The organism is Cupriavidus sp. F041, from assembly GCF_057814235.1.
This window is the reverse complement of the sequence record NZ_JBVASY010000002.1, coordinates 2,870,186-2,887,250: the sequence shown is the minus strand read 5'-3', so window position 1 is coordinate 2,887,250 and position 17,065 is coordinate 2,870,186. Positions and strand designations below refer to the sequence as shown.

Genomic DNA, 17,065 nt, shown 5'->3' with positions numbered 1-17,065 from the left:
CCTAGCATGGCTGAACAGAGCGGTTCGAGCCAGCCTTATTCACCAAGGAGTTCCCGTGAGCAATACCTCCCGCTTTCGCGATGTAGAGATCCGCGCCCCGCGCGGTAGCCAACTGAATGCCAAGAGCTGGCAGACCGAAGCGCCGCTGCGCATGTTGATGAACAATCTCGACCCGGAAGTGGCGGAGAACCCCAAGGAGCTGGTGGTGTACGGCGGCATTGGCCGCGCCGCGCGCAACTGGGAGTGCTATGACAAGATCGTCGAGACGCTCAAGACGCTGAACGACGACGAGACCCTGCTGGTGCAGTCCGGCAAGCCGGTCGGCGTGTTCAAGACCCACAGCAATGCCCCGCGCGTGCTGATCGCCAATTCCAACCTGGTGCCGCACTGGGCCACCTGGGAACACTTCAACGAACTGGATGCCAAGGGCCTGGCCATGTACGGCCAGATGACCGCGGGCAGCTGGATCTATATCGGCAGCCAGGGCATCGTCCAGGGCACCTACGAGACCTTCGTGGAAGCCGGCCGCCAGCACTACAACGGCAACCTCAAGGGCCGCTGGGTGCTGACCGCGGGCCTGGGCGGCATGGGCGGCGCGCAGCCGCTGGCCGCCACGCTGGCCGGCGCCTGCTCGCTGAACATCGAATGCCAGCAGGCCAGCATCGATTTCCGCCTGCGCACGCGCTATGTCGACGAACAGGCTACCGACCTCGATGACGCGCTGGCGCGCATCGCCAGGTACACCGCCGAAGGCCGCGCCGTTTCCATCGCGCTGTGCGCCAACGCCGCCGAAGTGCTGCCCGAACTGGTGCGCCGCGGCGTGCGCCCGGACATGGTCACCGACCAGACCAGCGCCCATGACCCGCTCAACGGCTACCTGCCGGTGGGCTGGACCTGGGGCCAGTACCGCGACCGCGCGCAGACCGACCCGGCCGCGGTGGTCAAGGCCGCCAAGCAATCGATGGCGCTGCACGTGCGGGCCATGCTGGACTTCCAGAAGATGGGCGTGCCCACCTTCGACTACGGCAACAACATCCGCCAGATGGCCAAGGAAGAGGGCGTGGCGAACGCCTTCGATTTCCCGGGTTTCGTGCCGGCCTATATCCGCCCGCTGTTCTGCCGCGGCATCGGCCCGTTCCGCTGGGCCGCGCTGTCGGGCGATCCGCAGGACATCTACAAGACCGATGCCAAGGTCAAGGAACTGATCCCGGACGATGCCCACCTGCACCGCTGGCTGGACATGGCGCGCGAGCGCATCAGCTTCCAGGGCCTGCCGGCGCGTATCTGCTGGGTCGGCCTGGGCCTGCGCGCCAAGCTTGGCCTGGCGTTCAACGAGATGGTGCGCAGTGGCGAGCTGTCGGCGCCGGTAGTGATCGGCCGCGACCACCTCGATTCCGGCTCGGTGGCCAGCCCCAACCGTGAAACCGAAAGCATGAAGGATGGCTCCGACGCGGTGTCCGACTGGCCGCTGCTCAACGCGCTGCTCAATACCGCCAGCGGCGCGACCTGGGTCTCGCTGCATCACGGCGGCGGCGTGGGCATGGGCTTCTCGCAGCATTCGGGCGTGGTGATCGTGTGCGACGGCACCGACGAAGCCGCCGCCCGCATCGCCCGCGTGCTGCACAACGATCCCGCCACCGGCGTGATGCGCCATGCCGATGCCGGCTATGACATCGCCATCGACTGTGCTCGCGAGCAGGGCCTGAACCTGCCGATGCTCAACCACAAGAAGGAAGCCTGAACGTGAACGCGCTGAACCTGAAACCTGGTCAACTGACCCTGGCGCAGCTGCGCCAGGCCTATCTGCAGCCGCTGCGCGTGAGCCTGGACAGCGAGGCCGCCGAGGCGATCGCCGCCAGCGTGGCCTGTGTCGAGAACATCGTTGCCGAAGGCCGGACCGCCTACGGCATCAATACCGGCTTCGGCTTGCTGGCGCAGACGCGCATCGCCCGCGAAGACCTGGAGAACCTGCAACGCTCGCTGGTGCTGTCGCACGCCGCCGGCGTGGGCGAACCGCTCGACGACGCCATGGTGCGTCTGATCATGCTGCTCAAGATCAATAGCCTGGCGCGCGGTTTCTCCGGCATCCGCCGCAAGGTGATCGATGCGCTGATCGCCCTGGTCAATGCCGAGGTCTATCCGCATATCCCGCTCAAGGGCTCGGTGGGCGCCTCCGGCGACCTGGCACCGCTGGCGCATATGTCCCTGGTGCTGCTGGGCGAAAGCCGCGCCCGCTACCAGGGCGAATGGCTGCCTGCGCGCCAGGCCATGGCCCGCGCCGGCCTCGAGCCGCTGACCCTGGCCGCCAAGGAGGGCCTGGCCCTGCTCAACGGCACCCAGGTATCGACCGCCTACGCGCTGCGCGGCCTGTTCGAGGCCGAGGATCTGTTTGCCGCCGCCACGGTATGCGGCAGCCTCAGCGTAGAGGCCATGCTCGGCTCGCGCGCTCCCTTCGACGCGCGCATTCATGCGGTGCGCGGCCAGCGCGGCCAGATCGATGCGGCCGCCACCTATCGCGATCTGCTGACCGATACCAGCGAGCTGGCGCGTTCGCATGCGCAGTGCGACAAGGTGCAGGACCCCTACTCGTTGCGTTGCCAGCCGCAGGTGATGGGCGCTTGCCTGACGCAATTGCGGCAGGCCGCCGAGGTCCTGCAAGTGGAGGCCAATGCGGTCTCGGACAACCCCTTGGTGTTTGCCGCCGAAGGCGACGTGATCTCGGGCGGCAATTTCCACGCCGAACCGGTGGCGATGGCTGCCGACAACCTGGCACTGGCCATCGCCGAGATCGGCTCGCTGTCGGAGCGCCGCATTTCGCTGATGATGGACCGGCACATGTCGCAGCTGCCGCCTTTCCTGGTGGCCAACGGGGGCGTCAACTCGGGCTTCATGATTGCCCAGGTCACCGCTGCGGCACTGGCCAGCGACAACAAGGCGCTGGCCCATCCGCACAGCGTCGACAGCCTGCCTACCTCGGCCAACCAGGAGGACCACGTGTCGATGGCGCCGAATGCCGGCAAGCGCCTGTGGGCCATGGCCGAGAACGTGCGCGGCATCCTTGCCGTGGAGTGGCTGGGCGCCTGCCAGGGCCTGGACTTCCGCGAAGGCCTGAAGAGTTCGCCCAAGCTGGAGCAGGCACGCAGCCTGCTGCGCGCCGAGGTGGCCTACTACGAGAAGGACCGCTTTTTTGCCCCGGATATCGAGGCCGCGAGCAAGCTGCTGGCAGGCGGCATCCTGAACGCACTGCTGCCGGCGCGGCTGCTGCCCAGCCTCTGAGCCAGGGGCATGACGCCCGGGACGGCGCAACGGCCGCGCAGAGGGTTGCGTGGCCGCCGCCGGCACCCGGGCGCGACAGAACAACGATTCGGAGACAAATAGATGCAAGAGCAGTCGCAAGGCCTGCAGCGTAGCCTCAGCGCCCGTCATATCCGCTTCATGGCGCTCGGGTCGGCCATCGGCACAGGACTCTTCTATGGCTCGGCCTCAGCCATCCAGGCCGCGGGACCGGCGGTGCTGCTGGCCTACCTGATCGGTGGCGCGGCGGTCTACATGGTGATGCGTGCGCTGGGGGAGATGGCCGTGCGCAACCCGGTGTCGGGTTCGTTCGGGCAGTACGCCAGCACTGGACTGGGACCGCTGGCGGGCTTCCTGCTTGGCTGGACCTACGCTTTCGAGATGATCATCGTTTGCCTGGCTGACGTGACTGCATTCGGCATCTACATGGGCTTCTGGTTCCCGGACGTGCCGCGCTGGATCTGGGTGCTGGGCATCGTGTTCCTGATCGGCGGGCTCAACCTGCTCAGCGTCAAGGTGTTCGGCGAACTGGAGTTCTGGCTGTCGCTGCTCAAGGTCGGCGCCATCGCCGCGATGATCTGCGGCGGCGTTGCCATCATGCTGTTCGGCCTGGGCATGGCCGATGTCGGCGTCGCCACCGGCATTCACAACCTCTGGGCGCACGGGGGCTTCATGCCCAACGGCATCGGCGGCGTCATCGCCTCGCTCGCCGTGGTGATGTTCGCCTTTGGCGGTATCGAGATCATCGGGATCACGGCCGGCGAGGCGCGCGATCCGGAGCGCGTGATTCCGCGTGCCATCAACGCGGTACCCCTGCGCATCCTGCTGTTCTATGTGCTGACGCTGGCGGTACTGATGTCTCTCTATCCATGGCATCGCATCGGCAGCGAGGGTAGCCCTTTTGTGCAGATCTTCAGCCGGCTGGGCATTGGCTCGGCCGCCGCGCTGCTCAATGTCGTGGTGATCTCCGCGGCGGTATCCGCCATCAACAGCGACATCTTCGGCGCCGGCCGCATGCTGTACGGCATGGCGGTGCAACGGCAGGCGCCGCGCATTTTCGCGAGCGTCTCGCGCAAGGGCGTGCCCTGGATGACGGTGGTGGTGATGGCCTTCGCCCTGCTGGCCGGCGTGGTGCTCAACTACGTGATGCCCGAGGACGTATTCACGTTGATCGCTTCCATCGCCACCTTTGCCACTGTCTGGGTGTGGCTGATGATCTTGCTGTCGCAGGTCGCCTTGCGCAGGCGCATGAGCCGCGCCGAAGTGGCGGCGCTGAAATTCCCCGTGCCGTTCTGGCCGGTGGCGCCGCTCGCAGCCATTGCCTTCATGCTGTTCATCTTCGGCGTGCTTGGCTGGTTCCCGCAGACCCGCGTCGCGCTGCTGGTGGGCGCGGTGTGGCTGCTGCTGCTGGTGGTGGCATGGTGGTGCTGGGGACGGCCGCGCGGCGGGGTGGGCGTATCTGCGCCCTCCCTGGCGGCGGACTGATACATGCACATGCGCGGACCAGGCCTCGGCACGGTCCGCGTTGCCTGGCATCCGTCCAGCCGGATGCCAGGGCGACCGGCAGCGCACGCCAGCCCCGCGCGCTGCCACTGCGGCGCGAATCGTGCCGCCCCCCTGGGTTGCGCCCACCGCCCGCATGCGGGCGGCCAGGATTTTCTTGCTTCGGAGTTACCTCATGTCCATTGACAACACCATCCCCGGCATAGCGGCCCGGCATGCCGCCACGGCCCAGCCGCTGTCCAAGATCCAGGCCATCGCCGCCATCACCGTCGGCAATGGCCTGGAGTTCTACGACTTCGTGGTTTACAGCTTCTTCGCCACGCTGATCGGCCGCCTGTATTTCCCTGTTTCCGACCCCACCGGGCAGTTGCTGCTGTCGTTTGCCACCTTCGGCGTTGGCTTCCTGATGCGCCCGCTGGGCGGCCTGCTGATCGGCATGTACGCTGACCGCGTCGGCCGCAAGCCGGCTGTGGCGCTGACGCTCTGGCTGATGGGCCTGAGCTCGGTGATTTTCGTGGTGACCCCGACCTATGCCCAGATCGGCATGTTCGCGCCGATCATGATCCTGCTCGCGCGGCTGGTGCAGGGCTTTGCCATCGGCGGCGAGATGGGCGCTTCCACGGCCCTGCTGCTGGAATATGCCGACAACCGCTCGCGTGGCTTCTATACCAGCTGGCAACCGTTCAGCCAGGGCCTGGCGGCGCTGTTCGGCGCGCTGGTCGGCCTGCTGCTCAGCAATGTGCTGGAGCAGCAAGCGCTGGAAGCGTGGGGCTGGCGCCTGGCATTCGTGATCGGCATCCTGGTGATTCCAGTGGGCCTGGTGATTCGCCGCCGCCTGGAAGAAACCGCGCCGGCCGCTGGTGAGTCGGAGCGCGGCTCCACCCTGCAGTTGCTGCGTGAACACGGTCGTGCGCTGGTGGCCAGCATCCTGCTGATGATCGGCGTGGCATCGTCGACCTATATCGTCGTGTACTACCTGAGCAACTACGCCGTCAGCCAGCTGCACATGCCGCTGTCGCTGGGCATCTGGGCTGCCTGCGTGGCCGCCGCCGTGCAAGTGGTGTTGTCGCCGTTCGCGGGCTGGCTGAGCGACCGCCTGGGCCGCCGTCCGGTGGTGCTGTGGTCGCGCGTGGCATTGCTGCTGATGATCTATCCCGCCTTTGTGCTGATCAACGCCGAGCCCAGCCTGACGCGTCTGCTGCTGGTGGTGGGCTGCCTCTCGGTGCCGATGTCGATGACCTCGCCGGCTTCGATGGTGCTGGTCAGCGAGGTGCTGCCGCAGCGCCTGCGCGCTACGGGCCTGTCGATTGCTTACTGCGTGGCGATCGCCATCTTCGGTGGCTTCGCGCAGTTCTTCTCGACCGAGCTGATCCATCTCACCGCCAATCCCAATGCGCCTGCGTTTTACGTGATTGGCTGCGGGCTGGTCTCGCTGATCGGCCTGGCGATGGTGCCAGAAACCCTGGGCCGCCGCCTGTCATGAGCGAACTGGATCCTGCGGCCGGCACCGTCTGGCGCGGCCGCACCGATAGCAACGAGACTGGCGATACCCGCCGCCTGTTCAATGTGGTGCGCACCGAGGGTTCCGCGCGCGAACCCGGCGCGCCGGTGCTGCTGGGCTTTTGCTGCGATGCCGGCGTGCTGCGCAACCTGGGCCGTCCCGGCGCCGCCGGCGGCCCGCGCGAAATCCGCCGCGCGCTGGCTGGCGTCCCGGCGCATGGCCTGGCAGTCTTCCGCGATGCCGGCGACGTGACCTGCAACGATGGCGATCTCGAAGCGGTGCAGCAGGCGTTGGCGCAAGCGGTCGCCGCGGAGTTGGGGCAGGGCGCATTCCCGCTGGTGCTGGGCGGCGGCCACGAGATTGCCTGGGGCACCTGGCAGGGCCTGCGCGCGCATCTCGATGCCCGTGGCGACCAGGGCCGCGTGCTGGTGATCAATCTCGATGCGCACTTAGATTTGCGCACCGGCCGCCCCGGCAGTTCGGGCACGCCGTTCGACCAGATCGCGCAGGCGTGCCGGGAGCGTGGCCAGCGTTTCGAATACGCGTGCCTGGGCGTCAGCCGCCTCGGCAACACCGCCGCGCTGTTCGCGCATGCGGATGGGCTTGGCGTGCACTATGTCGAGGATGTGCAGATGCAGGAACGGCACCTCGACGCGCGGCTTGCCGAACTGCAGGCCTTGATGGATGAGGTCGACCATGTCTACCTCACCATCGACCTGGACGTGCTGCCGGCGGCGGTGATGCCGGCGGTGTCGGCGCCGGCAGCCTATGGCGTGCCGCTGCCGGTGGTGGAAGCGATCGTCATGCTGGTGCGCGCCAGCGGCAAGCTGCGCGTGGCGGACCTGGCGGAGTTCAATCCGCTCTACGACCGCGATGGCTGCGGGGCACGCGCAGCGGCGCGGCTGGCCTACCGGTTGATGGCCTGAGCGCAGCAAATACGGCGCGCGCAGCAAGGAAAAACCCCGCCGGCAGTGGCGGGGTTTTTTTCGGGTTTCAACCGCTGGCGTGCGGCGGCCAGCGCTCAGGATTGGCCAGGTGCCGGTTAGAGCCGTAAGCCGACGCTCGGCGGCTCACTCTTGTACAATTGAGTTGTACATTTCAAGTGAGGGGGGCAACGCCATGCAAACCATTCCATTCTCGGAGGCACGAGCGCATCTCGCTGATGTGCTTCGGGACGCGGAAAGTGGGCAGGAGCCGCTCCTGATTTCCCGGCGCGGTCAGCCGGCTGCCGTTCTGATGTCGTGGTCGCAATACCGGCTGCTTGTCGGTTCCTCGTCTGGCTTTTTTGGGCGTTTGAGCGAATGGCGCAGCGAGCACGTGCAAGCGGAAGATGAGGCCGACCCATTCGAGCATGTGCGTCAACCCGGCGACGGGCGTGCTTTCACATGGTGAGCGCTGTGAGTTGGCTGCTGGACACCAACATTGTCGCGGAGGCAATGCGGCCAAGGCCGGATGCAGGGGTAATGGCGAATCTGGCCCGATTCGATGGCGAACTGGCTATTCCGGCGCCGGTTTGGCATGAACTACGTTATGGCTGGCTGCGTATGCCGGATGGCCAGCGCAAGGACGCCGTTGGCCGTTTCGTGCAGGAAGTGGCGGGCAGCTTGCCGGTCTTGCCCTATGACAGCGCCGCGGCACGGATCCATGCCGAGCTACGCAATTCGCGGGAGCGGGCTGGGCTGAGCCTGCCCTTTGTGGACGGACAGATCGCATCCGTCGCGATGGCGCACGGCCTGACGTTGGTGACGCGCAATACCAGGGATTTTGCTGGGCTGGCGGGCTTGCGGCTGGCCAACTGGTTTGGGGGCTGAGCGCGGCTTCCGGCACCCGGCTCCCGTTTCGCCTTCAGTCTGGCCCCGCCCATGCACAGGCGGGGCCTTTTTCATTGCCGCTGGTTTGGCAGCTCAGTGAATCACCATCTGCGTGAACGGGTGCACATACGCCTGCAGCGTGATGAACAGCCCGACCAGAACCGCCAGCGCCACCGAGTGGAAGAACACATAGCGCAGGATGTCGCCCTCGTGGCCATACCACTTGGTGGCGGTGGACGCCACCACGATGGACTGCGCGTCGATCATCTTGCCCATCACGCCGCCGGAGCTGTTGGCCGATGCCATCAGGATCGGCGACAGCCCGAGCTGCTCGGCCGTGGTCTTCTGCAAGCCGCCAAACAGCACGTTGGAGGCGGTGTCGGAACCGGTCAGCGCCACGCCCAGCCAGCCCAGCATGGTGCCGAACAGGGGGTAGAGCACGCCGGTGTGGGCAAACGCCAGCCCCATGGTGGCGTCCAGGCCCGAGTAGCGGGTCAGGTAGCCAATGCCGAACATGGCGCAGATGGTCAGCAGCGAATACTTCACCAGCTTGATGGTTTCCCAGTATTCCTTGACGAGGCGCGGTACCGAGTAGCCCATCAGCAAGCCGCCCAGCAAGGCCGAGGCCAGGATGCCGGTGCCCGCCATCGACAGCACGTTGAAGTTGAACACCGCGCCTTCGGCGATGGCCTTGGGCACCACCGGCGGCACCTTGAGCACGGCCTTGTCGAGTCCGGGAATCGGAAACTTGAATTGCCACAGGCCATCCATCAGCTTCTTGAATTCCGGAATGCCCCAGACGAAGACGAAGACCGTCAGGATCACCCACGGCATCCAGGCCTTGACCACCGAGATGCTGGCGGAGGCGGCGCTGGCGCGTGCTTCGGCGGCCACGGCCGCAGGGTCGTCGACCTTGGATTCGTCGTGGCGGCCCAGGATCTTGGTGGAGGTCCAGATTTCCTTGGGCTTCCACACCTTCAGGAACAGCGTGAGGCAGCCCATCGAGACCAGCGCGGCGATCACGTCGACCAGCCAGGGGCCGTGGTAGTTGGAGACCAGGAACTGCGGCACGGCGAAGGTCACGCCGGCGACCAGGATTGCCGGCCAGATCGCCAGCATGCCGCGGAAGCCCGCGAACGCCCAGATCAGCCAGAACGGCACCAGCACCGAGAAGAACGGCAACTGGCGGCCGACCATGGCCGAGAGGTGCAGCAGGTCGAGGCCTGTGACCGAGGCCAGCCCGATCAGCGGTGCGCCCAGTGCCCCGTATGCCACCGGCGCGGTATTGGCGATCAGCGCCAGGCCGGAGGCGGCCAGCGGCGAAAAGCCAAGCCCGATCAGGATCGCACCCGTGACCGCCACCGGCGTACCGAAGCCGGCCGCGCCCTCAAAGAAGGCGCCGAAGCTGAACGCCACCAGCAGCAGTTGCAGGCGGCGGTCTTCGGTGATGCCCGAGATCGAGTTCTGCAACACCCTAAAGGAGCCATTGAGGGTGGTCAGCCGGTGCAGGAAGATGATGTTCAGCACGATCCAGCCGATCGGGAACAGTCCCGACACAATGCCCAGGCCGGCGGCCTTGCCCGCCATCTCGGCAGGCATGCCGAATACGGCGGCAGCGATGACCACGCCCACCACCAGCGCCAAGCCGGCGGCCAGGTGGGCCTGCATATGGAAGAATGCCAGCGAAGCCAGCAGAACGGCCACAGGAATGCCGGCAGCTAGCGTTGATAACGCCATGCTGCCTAGCGGGTCATAGACTTGACTCCACACGATGAATCTCCTCGGGTTGGGCGGCAGGTTCTTTTCTGATTGCACCGGCCTGCCGTTTTGGCTCTTGTTCCGACGTGCCATGCCAGCCACGCGTCCGACAAACTTCGCGATTTTAAGGATGGGTTCCTGCCACGCCGCCCTAAATTGAATCACCATCGTCATGAGCCGGATTCAGGGATCAGGGTTTGCCTGGGGGCAGGCTGGCGCACTCGCTGCCCCATCGGCAGAGTACTCCAAACCACTCGATACGCAAATGTATGCCGGCCAGGCCCGTGGTGGCAGAATGCACTGGTTGTCTTTTCGTGCCCTGGCGCCCGCGGAAGCCGGGCTGGTCGGCATGACAGGGCGGCGTCCGAACCTTGCGGGGGAGTCTTGTCATGCATCACATCATTCCCGGCGGTCCCATGCTGGCCGCTTTCCTGTTATCCAGCCTGTTGCTCGCGGTGACGCCGGGGCCCGCCGTGATCTACATCGTGGCGCGCACCCTTGGGCAAGGCCGGCTTGCCGGGCTGGCTTCGGTGGCGGCGGTAGTGCTGGGCAACCTGGTCAATGTACTGGCGGCCGCGCTGGGGCTGGCGGCGCTGTTCGCGGTGTCGGCGCTGGCTTTTGCCGTGATCAAATATGCAGGCGCTGCCTACCTCGTGTATCTCGGGCTGCGCGCACTGCGTGCGCGTCCGGCGGCCGCCGGCGAAGCAGGGCCGGAAGCCGGAGGCGCCGGCCTGCGGCGCGTGTTTCGCGATGGCTTCGTAGTGGCCTTGTTCAACCCCAAGACCACCTTGTTTTTCGCAGCCTTCCTTCCGCAATTCATGGATCCGGCCATCTCGGCGTTGCCACAGAGCATTGCCCTTGGCGGCATCTTCGTGCTGGTCGCCTCCGTCACCGATTGCTGCTATGTGCTGGCTGCGGCGGCCGTATTGCCGTATCTGTCCCGTGCAAGAGGCGTGCAGTCCGCAGGCCGCTACCTGACCGCCGGCGCATTGATCGGTCTGGGCGTGCTGGCGGCAGTGTCGGGCGGACGCAACAGCAAGTAGCCGCCGGCAGGTACGTTGGCTGTTGAGACGGGGAGGATGAGCCGGCTGCGTTTCAGGTGAGCGGCAGCACCAGGATCCCCGTGGCGGCCGGCCGTGCGCGCATCGCGGCAAGCCAGCGTTCGAGATGCGCACGGGGCTGGTGCGTCACCGGCAGGCCCAGCCAGCGGTGCGCGGCGCAGGCCAGCGGGATGTCGGCCATGGTGAAGCGGTCGCCGCAGATGAACTCGCGCTGGGCCAGGGCTTCGTCGAGCCTGGCCGCCAGCGGTTCGGTGCGTTCCAGGGAGCGGGCGATCAGGTCGGGGTCGCGCTGTCCGGCGGGCACCCGCACCAGCTGGCGAAACGCGTCGACCATGGCGGGACTGAAGGCGTTGGTCTGCCAGTCCATCCAGCGGTCAGCCAGCGCGCGCGCCTTGACGTTGCCGGGCCACAGGGTGTCCTCGCCGTCATGCGCGCAAAGATAGCGCACGATGGCGTTGGACTCCCACAGCACAAAAGGCTCGCCGCCGACGTCGGTGCCGCGGAAATCCTCGATCACCGGAATGCTGCGGTCGGGGTTGAGCCGGACATAGGCTTCGGTATCGAGGTCGCCCTCGCTGACGCCGATGTCGATGCGTTCGTGGTCCAGGTGCAGCTCGCGCGCGCACCAGACAACTTTCTGCACATTGATCGATGAGAGCCGACCCCAGATACGCAGCACGACAATCTTCTCCTGATGGCTTGGGCCGCTCCATGCGCTATGGGACGCAGGGCCCGGGCTGACGGGTGATGTTGTTATCTTGCCATGAAGCCCGCCGCCGAGGAATCGGCCGGAAGATGTATGCGTTGGATCGGCACGGCAGCCGGGCCGGCCGTCAGGCTGGCCCGGTTCGCGCAGGCATTGCCTGCGCGATGCCTCAGGCTGCCTTGGCCTGCGGCGCGTGCTTGGCGATGGCTTCGCGGAACAGCGTGCCGAGGATGGCCACGCCCTGTTCGATGCGCTCCGGCGCCACCGTGACGAAAGCCAGCCGCAGCGCGTTGCGGCGCGGGTTGCTGGCGTAGAACGGCGCGCCCGGCACATAGGCCACGTTGCGCTTGACCGCTTCCTGCAGGATCTCCATGCTGTCCAGCCCTTCGGGCAGCTCCATCCAGATGAACATGCCGCCTTCCGGCGCGTTCCAGGTCACGCCTTCGGGCATGTGGCGCCCAAGCGAATCCAGCATGGCTTGGCACTGCGCGGCGTAGAGCGTGCGGATGGTCGGGATGTGCGTGTCCAGCAGGCCGTCGCGCACCACCTCGTAAGCCAGGCGCTGGGTGAAGCTGGGCGTGTGCAGGTCCGATGCCTGCTTGGCCTGGCACAGCTTGAAGTGCAGGTCGGGCGGGGCGATCACGAAGCCCAGGCGCAGGCCGGGTGCGAGGATCTTGGAGAACGAGCCCATGTAGATCACGCCGTCGGGATTCATCGACAGCAGGCTGGGCAACTGGTCGCCGTGGTAGCTCAGTTCACCGTAGGGATCGTCCTCGACCAGCAGCACGCCAAGTTCGCGCGCGCGCGCCACCAGCGCCTGGCGGCGTTCCAGCGGCATGCGCCGTCCGGTGGGATTCTGGAAGTTGGGCAGGGCGTAGAGGAAGCGCGCGCCGGCGGTCAGCTCGGGCGTGAGGGCTTCGGGCAGCAGGCTCTTGTCGTCGCCCGGCACCGAGACGAATTCAGGCTCGAACAGCGAGAAGGCCTGCAGCGCGCCAAGGTAGCTGGGCGTTTCCACCAGCACCGGGCTGCCCGGATCGATCATCACCTTGGCGATCAGGTCCAGCGCCTGTTGCGAGCCGGTGGTGATCAGCACGCGCTCCACGTCCACGTTATGCCGCTTGGCAATGAATTCGCGCAGCGGCATGTAGCCTTCGGTCGCGGCGTATTGCAGCGCTGCCTGCGGATTGTCGGCGAAGATCCGGGCCACCGCCTGTTCCATGGCCGCTACCGGGAATGTGGCCGGGGAGGGCAGGCCACCAGCGAAGGAAATGACTTCCGGACGCTCGGTGACTTTCAGGATTTCGCGGATAGCCGAGCTGGTCAGCTGTTGCGCCCGGCGGGAGATGGCCCAGTTCATGATGTTCTCTTGGTATGTGGGGAGTCGAACGGGATCGACTCAGTCAACGATAAAAAGCCGCGCGCCGGTCGGGGTGGACGAACGGTGCGGTTCGGCGTGGTCGGCCACCTGATAGCTCGTGCCCGCGGCGAGCACGAAATGCCGGCCGTCTTCCAGCTCGGTATGTAGCTCGCCTTCCAGCACAAACAGAATGTGCCCTTTGGTGCACCAGTGATCGGCGAGGTACCCGGCGGAATACTCCACCATGCGAACGCGGATATCGCCGAACTGGCGGGTGCGCCAGAGGGCTTCCCCGGTGTCGCCGGGATGGCGGGTCGGGGTGATCTCGGACCAGTCGGTGGTGCCGAAGGGCAGGTTGTCGATGCGCATGCGAGGGACAGGATTCCTCTTGCTGTTCAGGGATTGGGGGCGGGACGCACCGGCACGGGTGCATCCCGCCTCCCGGATCAAGCCCTCTTACTTCACTTCAACGATCATCTCGATCTCGACGCAGGCGCCCAGCGGGATCTGCGCCACGCCGAAGGCGCTGCGGGCATGCTTGCCGGCGTCGCCAAAGATTTCCGCCAGCAGCTCCGAGGCGCCGTTGGTCACCAGGTGCTGCTCGGTGAACTCCTGCGTGGAGTTGACCAGGCTCATCACCTTGACGATGCGGGTGACGCGGTTCAGGTCGCCGCCCAGGTGGGTGTGCAGCGTGGCCAGCAGGTCCACGGCGATCGAGCGCGCGGCGGCCTTGCCATCTTCGGTGCCCAGGTCCTTGCCCAGCTTGCCTGCCCAGGGCTTGCCATCCTTGCGGGCGATGTGGCCTGAAAGGAACACGGTGTTGCCGGTTTGCGCGGCCATCACGTAGGCGGCGGCCGGGGCGCCGGCGGTGGGCAGTTCGATGCCGAGGCGGGCAAGAGTGTCGTAGACGGACATAAGGTCTCCAGTCAGTGGGATCGTCCCGTTGGAATGGGGTGGGGTTCTTCAATGGCGGGCGCGGGCACCGGGCTCGCGGGGGCGCTGCGCACCGCGGTCCGGCGGCCCAGGGCCACCACCGCGATCACCGCCACCGCAAAGGCGAGGGTGACGGCATCGAGCTGCTCGGCCAGCAACAGGGCGCCGCCCGCCAGCGTGAGGAACGGCTGCAGCAATTGTATCTGGCCCACGCGCGCCACGCCGCCTTTTGCAAGCCCGGCGTACCAGAACAGGAAGCCGATGAACATCGAGAACACGGACACATAGCCCATGCCGAGCCACGCGCGCGGCGAGGCAGCGGTGATCTGACCGGGGTGTTGCAGCGCCAGCCAGGCCACCGCCGGCAGCAGCAGCGGCAGCGCCACCACCAGCGCCCAGCTGATGGTTTCCAGCCCGCCGAGTTCGCGTGACAGCTTGCCGCCTTCGGCGTAGCCCAGCGCGCCCAGCACCATGGCCGCGAACAGCAGCCAGTCGGCGTGCTGCAGCCCGCCCGCGCCCTGCCAAAGCGCAAAGGCGATCACCAGCGCGCTGCCGACAGCGGCCGACAGCCAGAACGCGGGCGAGGGCCGCTCGCCCCCGAACCAGGCGGCAAAGACCGCGGTGGCCAGCGGCAGCAGGCCGGTGATGATGGCGCCATGGCCGGCGGGCACTTCGCGCATGGCAAGCGAGGAAAACAGCGGAAAGCCCACCACCACGCCCAGCGCCGTCACCGCCAGGCGCCACCACTGGCCGCCCTGGGGCCGGCGCATGCGCGCGAAGGCACCGCGCTGCCATAGCAGCACCAGCGCCAGCAGCGCCGCCACCACCGCGCGGCCGAGCGCCACGAAGGTGGCGTCCAGTTCGGCCACCGCCATGCGGGTGAAGGGCAAGGTCTGGCTGAATATGGCCACGCCGGTAAAGCCGAGCAGCATGCCGCCGCTATGCGTGGCGCCGGGGGCGTTGTTGACGTTGGGGAGGGAGGCGGGTCTGGCGGCCATCTTGGATGCTCAATGAAGGGTGGGCCGGCTGGCAAGCGCGATCCACAGCGCGGTCAGTGCGAGCGCCAGGCCCATGCCGCGGTTGAACCAGCGGATACGATGGCCCGCCTGCAGCCATTGCCGCAGCGAGGCGCCGAGCACGCCGTACACGCCATTGCTGACGAAGCCAAGCACGCCGAACACGGTGCACACCAGCAAGGCCCGGTGCAGCGGCGACTGGGCGTCGGCCATGTACGAGGCGGCCGTCGCCAGCGCCAGCATCCACGCCTTGATATTGGCGTATTGCAGCGCTGCCGATTGCCACACCGACAGCGGGCGCAGTACCTGCTTGTCCGACAGCACGGTGCTGCGCGCCAGCTTGAGTGCCAGCCACAGCAGGTAGAGCACGCCGGCCGCGCGCACCAGTAGCGCCAGCGCCGGGCTGGCCAGGATCAGCGCGCCCACGCCGGCCGCGCACAGCGCCAGGATGCTGGCGAAGCCGAACGCCACGCCCACGCAGTGGGGCAGCGTGGCGCGCAAGCCGAAGTTGGCGCCGGTGACGGCGGCGATGGTGGTGTTGGGGCCCGGCGTGAACAAGCCCACCGTCATCAGCGACAGCAGCGCGGCGAACTGGGCCGCCGACAACCCGGTCAGCAGGGCAGGGTCCATGATCATGGTCGTCGTGCCCTTGTCACGCCGCGAACTGCACGACCACGCGGCGGTTGGTGCGGCTCTTCTTCTCGATCTTGGTCACCACCACAGCGCCGATCTCGCCGGTAGCCGCCACATGGGTGCCGCCGCAGGGCTGGCGGTCCACGCCGGGGATGTCGATGATGCGGATCGCGCCGCTGCCGGCCGGTGGCGCGGCGCCCACGGTGCGTACCAGTTCCGGTTGCGCGGCCAGCTCCTCGGGCGTGATGCGTTCGATACCGACCTGGCTGTCGGTGTCGATCAGCGCGTTGAGCTGCTCGGTGAGCACGGCTTTGTCGAGCGTGGACTCCGGCAGGTCGAAATCAATGCGCGCCGAGTCGGGCGAGATGCCGCAGCCGGTCACCGGCACCGGGATCAGCGAACCCAGCAGGTGCAGGCAGGTATGCAGCCGCATCAGCCGGTGACGGCGCTCCCAGTCGATGGTGACGGCGACGATGTCGCCCGGCTCCGGCAGCGCGGCGCCGGGCTCGGGCACGTGCAGGATATGGCTGCGGTCCGGGGTGTACACCGTTTCCAGCAGGGCAATGGTGGCGCCGTTGGCCAGCCTGAGCGTGCCGGTATCCCCCGCCTGGCCCCCGCTGCGGGCGTAGCACACGGTCTGGTCGAGTTCGATGCCGTCAGCGTGCACGGCCACCACGGTGGCGGTGCAGCTGCCGAGATAAGCGTCGTCGTCGAAGCGTTTGCGGGTGGCGGACATCGGTCGGGCCTCCTTCATTGTTGTTGTGGTTGTTGTGGTTGTTGTGTTTATTGCTTCTCGTCTGGTTCAGCGCAGGGTGCGCACGCCGTCTGGCGTTTCTATCTCCGCGGTCAGCTCCGCGACGGTGGACGCCTCCAGGGCGATCGGGCCGCCGCCCAGCCATTGCATGGCCTCGGCAAGTCGGGCCGCCTGCGGATGCCGGCCGCGCAGCGCGCGCAGCGCCAGGCCCTGGTTCGGCAGCCGGGACGAGGGATGGGTCGGCACATCCCATTGGATCAGCGTGGGGAGGATGCCTGCGCCCTGGATCGGCGCGCCATCCCCATCCTCAGCCGGCCACGACGGCAGGCTGCCGTCCTCGGGCACGGTGATACGCCAGCGCAGGTCGCCACGGGTCATCGGGATGACCGGCGGGATGCGCCCGGGGTACTGCGCTTGCCACAGGGACAGGTCGGTTGGCCGCTCCACCCGCGCCGCCCAGTGCAGCAGGAAGGGGCCATAGCGCAGCCGCGCCTGTACCGCCTCGGTGTCCAGGCCAAACCAGCGTGGCCGGGCGAGGGGCGGCGCCTCGGGATCGATGGCGATCACCTCGATGTAGGCCCCGCCGAACAGGCCGAGCAGGCCGTTGTGCGTGCCCATGCCCGGATGGGCGCCGCCCGGCTGAGGCGTCACGCCAAGCGCATCGGCGACGTGCTGCGCCCCCGCGGCAAGCGTGGGAGCGGCGATCACGAGATGGTCGAGGGCAATTGTCATGGTGTG

17 protein-coding genes are annotated in these 17,065 nt (G+C 67.2%); 8 read left to right on the top strand and 9 right to left on the bottom strand.

Annotation, left to right across the window (positions count from 1 at the left end):
• The first annotated feature begins 55 nt into the window (after window positions 1-55).
• The 7 genes from hutU to ACZY0R_RS30680 all read left to right on the top strand — a co-directional run bounded on the left by hutU (window position 56) and on the right by ACZY0R_RS30680 (window position 8,109).
• A complete protein-coding gene (hutU, locus tag ACZY0R_RS30710; protein WP_035873839.1) occupies window positions 56-1,741 on the top strand; it encodes a urocanate hydratase in 1,686 nt (561 codons plus the stop codon).
• 2 nt (window positions 1,742-1,743) lie between these two features.
• A complete protein-coding gene (gene hutH, locus ACZY0R_RS30705; RefSeq protein WP_488863699.1) occupies window positions 1,744-3,276 on the top strand; it encodes a histidine ammonia-lyase in 1,533 nt (510 codons plus the stop codon).
• Between the two features lie 102 nt (window positions 3,277-3,378).
• Window positions 3,379-4,779, top strand: coding sequence for an amino acid permease (locus ACZY0R_RS30700; protein WP_488863697.1), 1,401 nt, complete (start codon window positions 3,379-3,381; stop codon window positions 4,777-4,779).
• Window positions 4,780-4,972: 193 nt separating this feature from the next.
• Window positions 4,973-6,280, top strand: a complete 1,308-nt coding sequence (locus ACZY0R_RS30695; protein WP_488863695.1) for an MFS transporter — start codon at window positions 4,973-4,975, stop codon at window positions 6,278-6,280.
• On the top strand, window positions 6,277-7,224 hold the full coding sequence (gene hutG / locus ACZY0R_RS30690; RefSeq protein ID WP_488863693.1) for a formimidoylglutamase: 948 nt from the start codon (window positions 6,277-6,279) through the stop codon (window positions 7,222-7,224). Before ACZY0R_RS30695 ends, hutG begins: the two co-directional genes overlap by 4 nt.
• Window positions 7,225-7,417: 193 nt before the next feature.
• The gene (locus ACZY0R_RS30685; RefSeq protein ID WP_488863691.1) at window positions 7,418-7,690 is read left to right on the top strand and encodes a type II toxin-antitoxin system Phd/YefM family antitoxin; all 273 of its coding nucleotides are present in this window, start codon (window positions 7,418-7,420) and stop codon (window positions 7,688-7,690) included.
• A complete protein-coding gene (locus tag ACZY0R_RS30680) occupies window positions 7,684-8,109 on the top strand; it encodes a type II toxin-antitoxin system VapC family toxin (RefSeq protein ID WP_488863689.1) in 426 nt (141 codons plus the stop codon). The genes ACZY0R_RS30685 and ACZY0R_RS30680 overlap by 7 nt, the downstream gene beginning before the upstream one ends.
• A gap of 93 nt (window positions 8,110-8,202) precedes the next feature.
• On the opposite strand, the gene ACZY0R_RS30675 is transcribed toward ACZY0R_RS30680, so the two are convergent.
• Window positions 8,203-9,879 (bottom strand): L-lactate permease, encoded by a 1,677-nt coding sequence (locus ACZY0R_RS30675; RefSeq protein WP_488863687.1) that lies wholly within the window; start codon window positions 9,877-9,879, stop codon window positions 8,203-8,205.
• 377 nt (window positions 9,880-10,256) lie between these two features.
• Here ACZY0R_RS30675 and ACZY0R_RS30670 point away from each other — a divergent pair, with 377 nt between their 5' ends.
• Window positions 10,257-10,910, top strand: coding sequence for a LysE family translocator (locus tag ACZY0R_RS30670; RefSeq protein WP_488863685.1), 654 nt, complete (start codon window positions 10,257-10,259; stop codon window positions 10,908-10,910).
• Between the two features lie 52 nt (window positions 10,911-10,962).
• On the opposite strand, the gene ACZY0R_RS30665 is transcribed toward ACZY0R_RS30670, so the two are convergent.
• The 8 genes from ACZY0R_RS30665 to ACZY0R_RS30630 form a co-directional block, all read right to left on the bottom strand.
• Entirely contained in the window at window positions 10,963-11,607 is a 645-nt protein-coding gene (locus ACZY0R_RS30665; RefSeq protein WP_488863683.1) for a glutathione S-transferase family protein, read from the bottom strand.
• A gap of 196 nt (window positions 11,608-11,803) precedes the next feature.
• Window positions 11,804-12,991 (bottom strand): aminotransferase-like domain-containing protein, encoded by a 1,188-nt coding sequence (locus ACZY0R_RS30660; RefSeq protein ID WP_035873874.1) that lies wholly within the window; start codon window positions 12,989-12,991, stop codon window positions 11,804-11,806.
• A 39-nt stretch (window positions 12,992-13,030) separates the two neighbouring features.
• Window positions 13,031-13,360, bottom strand: a complete 330-nt coding sequence (locus ACZY0R_RS30655; protein ID WP_441626809.1) for a DHCW motif cupin fold protein — start codon at window positions 13,358-13,360, stop codon at window positions 13,031-13,033.
• Window positions 13,361-13,447: 87 nt separating this feature from the next.
• Window positions 13,448-13,906: a RidA family protein gene (locus tag ACZY0R_RS30650; protein ID WP_045237434.1), complete on the bottom strand. Its 459-nt coding sequence runs from the start codon at window positions 13,904-13,906 to the stop codon at window positions 13,448-13,450.
• A gap of 11 nt (window positions 13,907-13,917) precedes the next feature.
• Window positions 13,918-14,856: a DMT family transporter gene (locus tag ACZY0R_RS30645; RefSeq protein WP_488866270.1), complete on the bottom strand. Its 939-nt coding sequence runs from the start codon at window positions 14,854-14,856 to the stop codon at window positions 13,918-13,920.
• Window positions 14,857-14,931: 75 nt separating this feature from the next.
• Window positions 14,932-15,570 carry a LysE family translocator gene (locus ACZY0R_RS30640; RefSeq protein WP_488863680.1) on the bottom strand — a complete coding sequence of 213 codons (639 nt, stop codon included), beginning with the start codon at window positions 15,568-15,570 and terminating at the stop codon, window positions 14,932-14,934.
• A gap of 22 nt (window positions 15,571-15,592) precedes the next feature.
• Window positions 15,593-16,309: an alanyl-tRNA editing protein gene (locus tag ACZY0R_RS30635; protein ID WP_488863678.1), complete on the bottom strand. Its 717-nt coding sequence runs from the start codon at window positions 16,307-16,309 to the stop codon at window positions 15,593-15,595.
• 66 nt (window positions 16,310-16,375) lie between these two features.
• The gene (locus ACZY0R_RS30630) at window positions 16,376-17,059 is read right to left on the bottom strand and encodes a VOC family protein (protein WP_488863676.1); all 684 of its coding nucleotides are present in this window, start codon (window positions 17,057-17,059) and stop codon (window positions 16,376-16,378) included.
• Window positions 17,060-17,065: the final 6 nt, after the last annotated feature.

Bases quoted from the DNA above. Each gene is read 5' to 3' on its own strand.
- ACZY0R_RS30700 (WP_488863697.1), top strand. From the start codon at position 3,379: ATGCAAGAGCAGTCGCAAGGCCTGCAGCGTAGCCTCAGCGCCCGTCAT.
- ACZY0R_RS30670 (WP_488863685.1), top strand. From the start codon at position 10,257: ATGCATCACATCATTCCCGGCGGTCCCATGCTGGCCGCTTTCCTGTTA.
- ACZY0R_RS30660 (WP_035873874.1), bottom strand. From the start codon at position 12,991: ATGAACTGGGCCATCTCCCGCCGGGCGCAACAGCTGACCAGCTCGGCT.
- ACZY0R_RS30640 (WP_488863680.1), bottom strand. From the start codon at position 15,570: ATGGACCCTGCCCTGCTGACCGGGTTGTCGGCGGCCCAGTTCGCCGCG.
- ACZY0R_RS30680 (WP_488863689.1), top strand. From the start codon at position 7,684: ATGGTGAGCGCTGTGAGTTGGCTGCTGGACACCAACATTGTCGCGGAG.
- ACZY0R_RS30655 (WP_441626809.1), bottom strand. From the start codon at position 13,360: ATGCGCATCGACAACCTGCCCTTCGGCACCACCGACTGGTCCGAGATC.
- ACZY0R_RS30650 (WP_045237434.1), bottom strand. From the start codon at position 13,906: ATGTCCGTCTACGACACTCTTGCCCGCCTCGGCATCGAACTGCCCACC.
- ACZY0R_RS30685 (WP_488863691.1), top strand. From the start codon at position 7,418: ATGCAAACCATTCCATTCTCGGAGGCACGAGCGCATCTCGCTGATGTG.
- hutG (WP_488863693.1), top strand. From the start codon at position 6,277: ATGAGCGAACTGGATCCTGCGGCCGGCACCGTCTGGCGCGGCCGCACC.
- ACZY0R_RS30645 (WP_488866270.1), bottom strand. From the start codon at position 14,856: ATGCTGCTCGGCTTTACCGGCGTGGCCATATTCAGCCAGACCTTGCCC.
- ACZY0R_RS30630 (WP_488863676.1), bottom strand. From the start codon at position 17,059: ATGACAATTGCCCTCGACCATCTCGTGATCGCCGCTCCCACGCTTGCC.
- ACZY0R_RS30695 (WP_488863695.1), top strand. From the start codon at position 4,973: ATGTCCATTGACAACACCATCCCCGGCATAGCGGCCCGGCATGCCGCC.
- ACZY0R_RS30635 (WP_488863678.1), bottom strand. From the start codon at position 16,309: ATGTCCGCCACCCGCAAACGCTTCGACGACGACGCTTATCTCGGCAGC.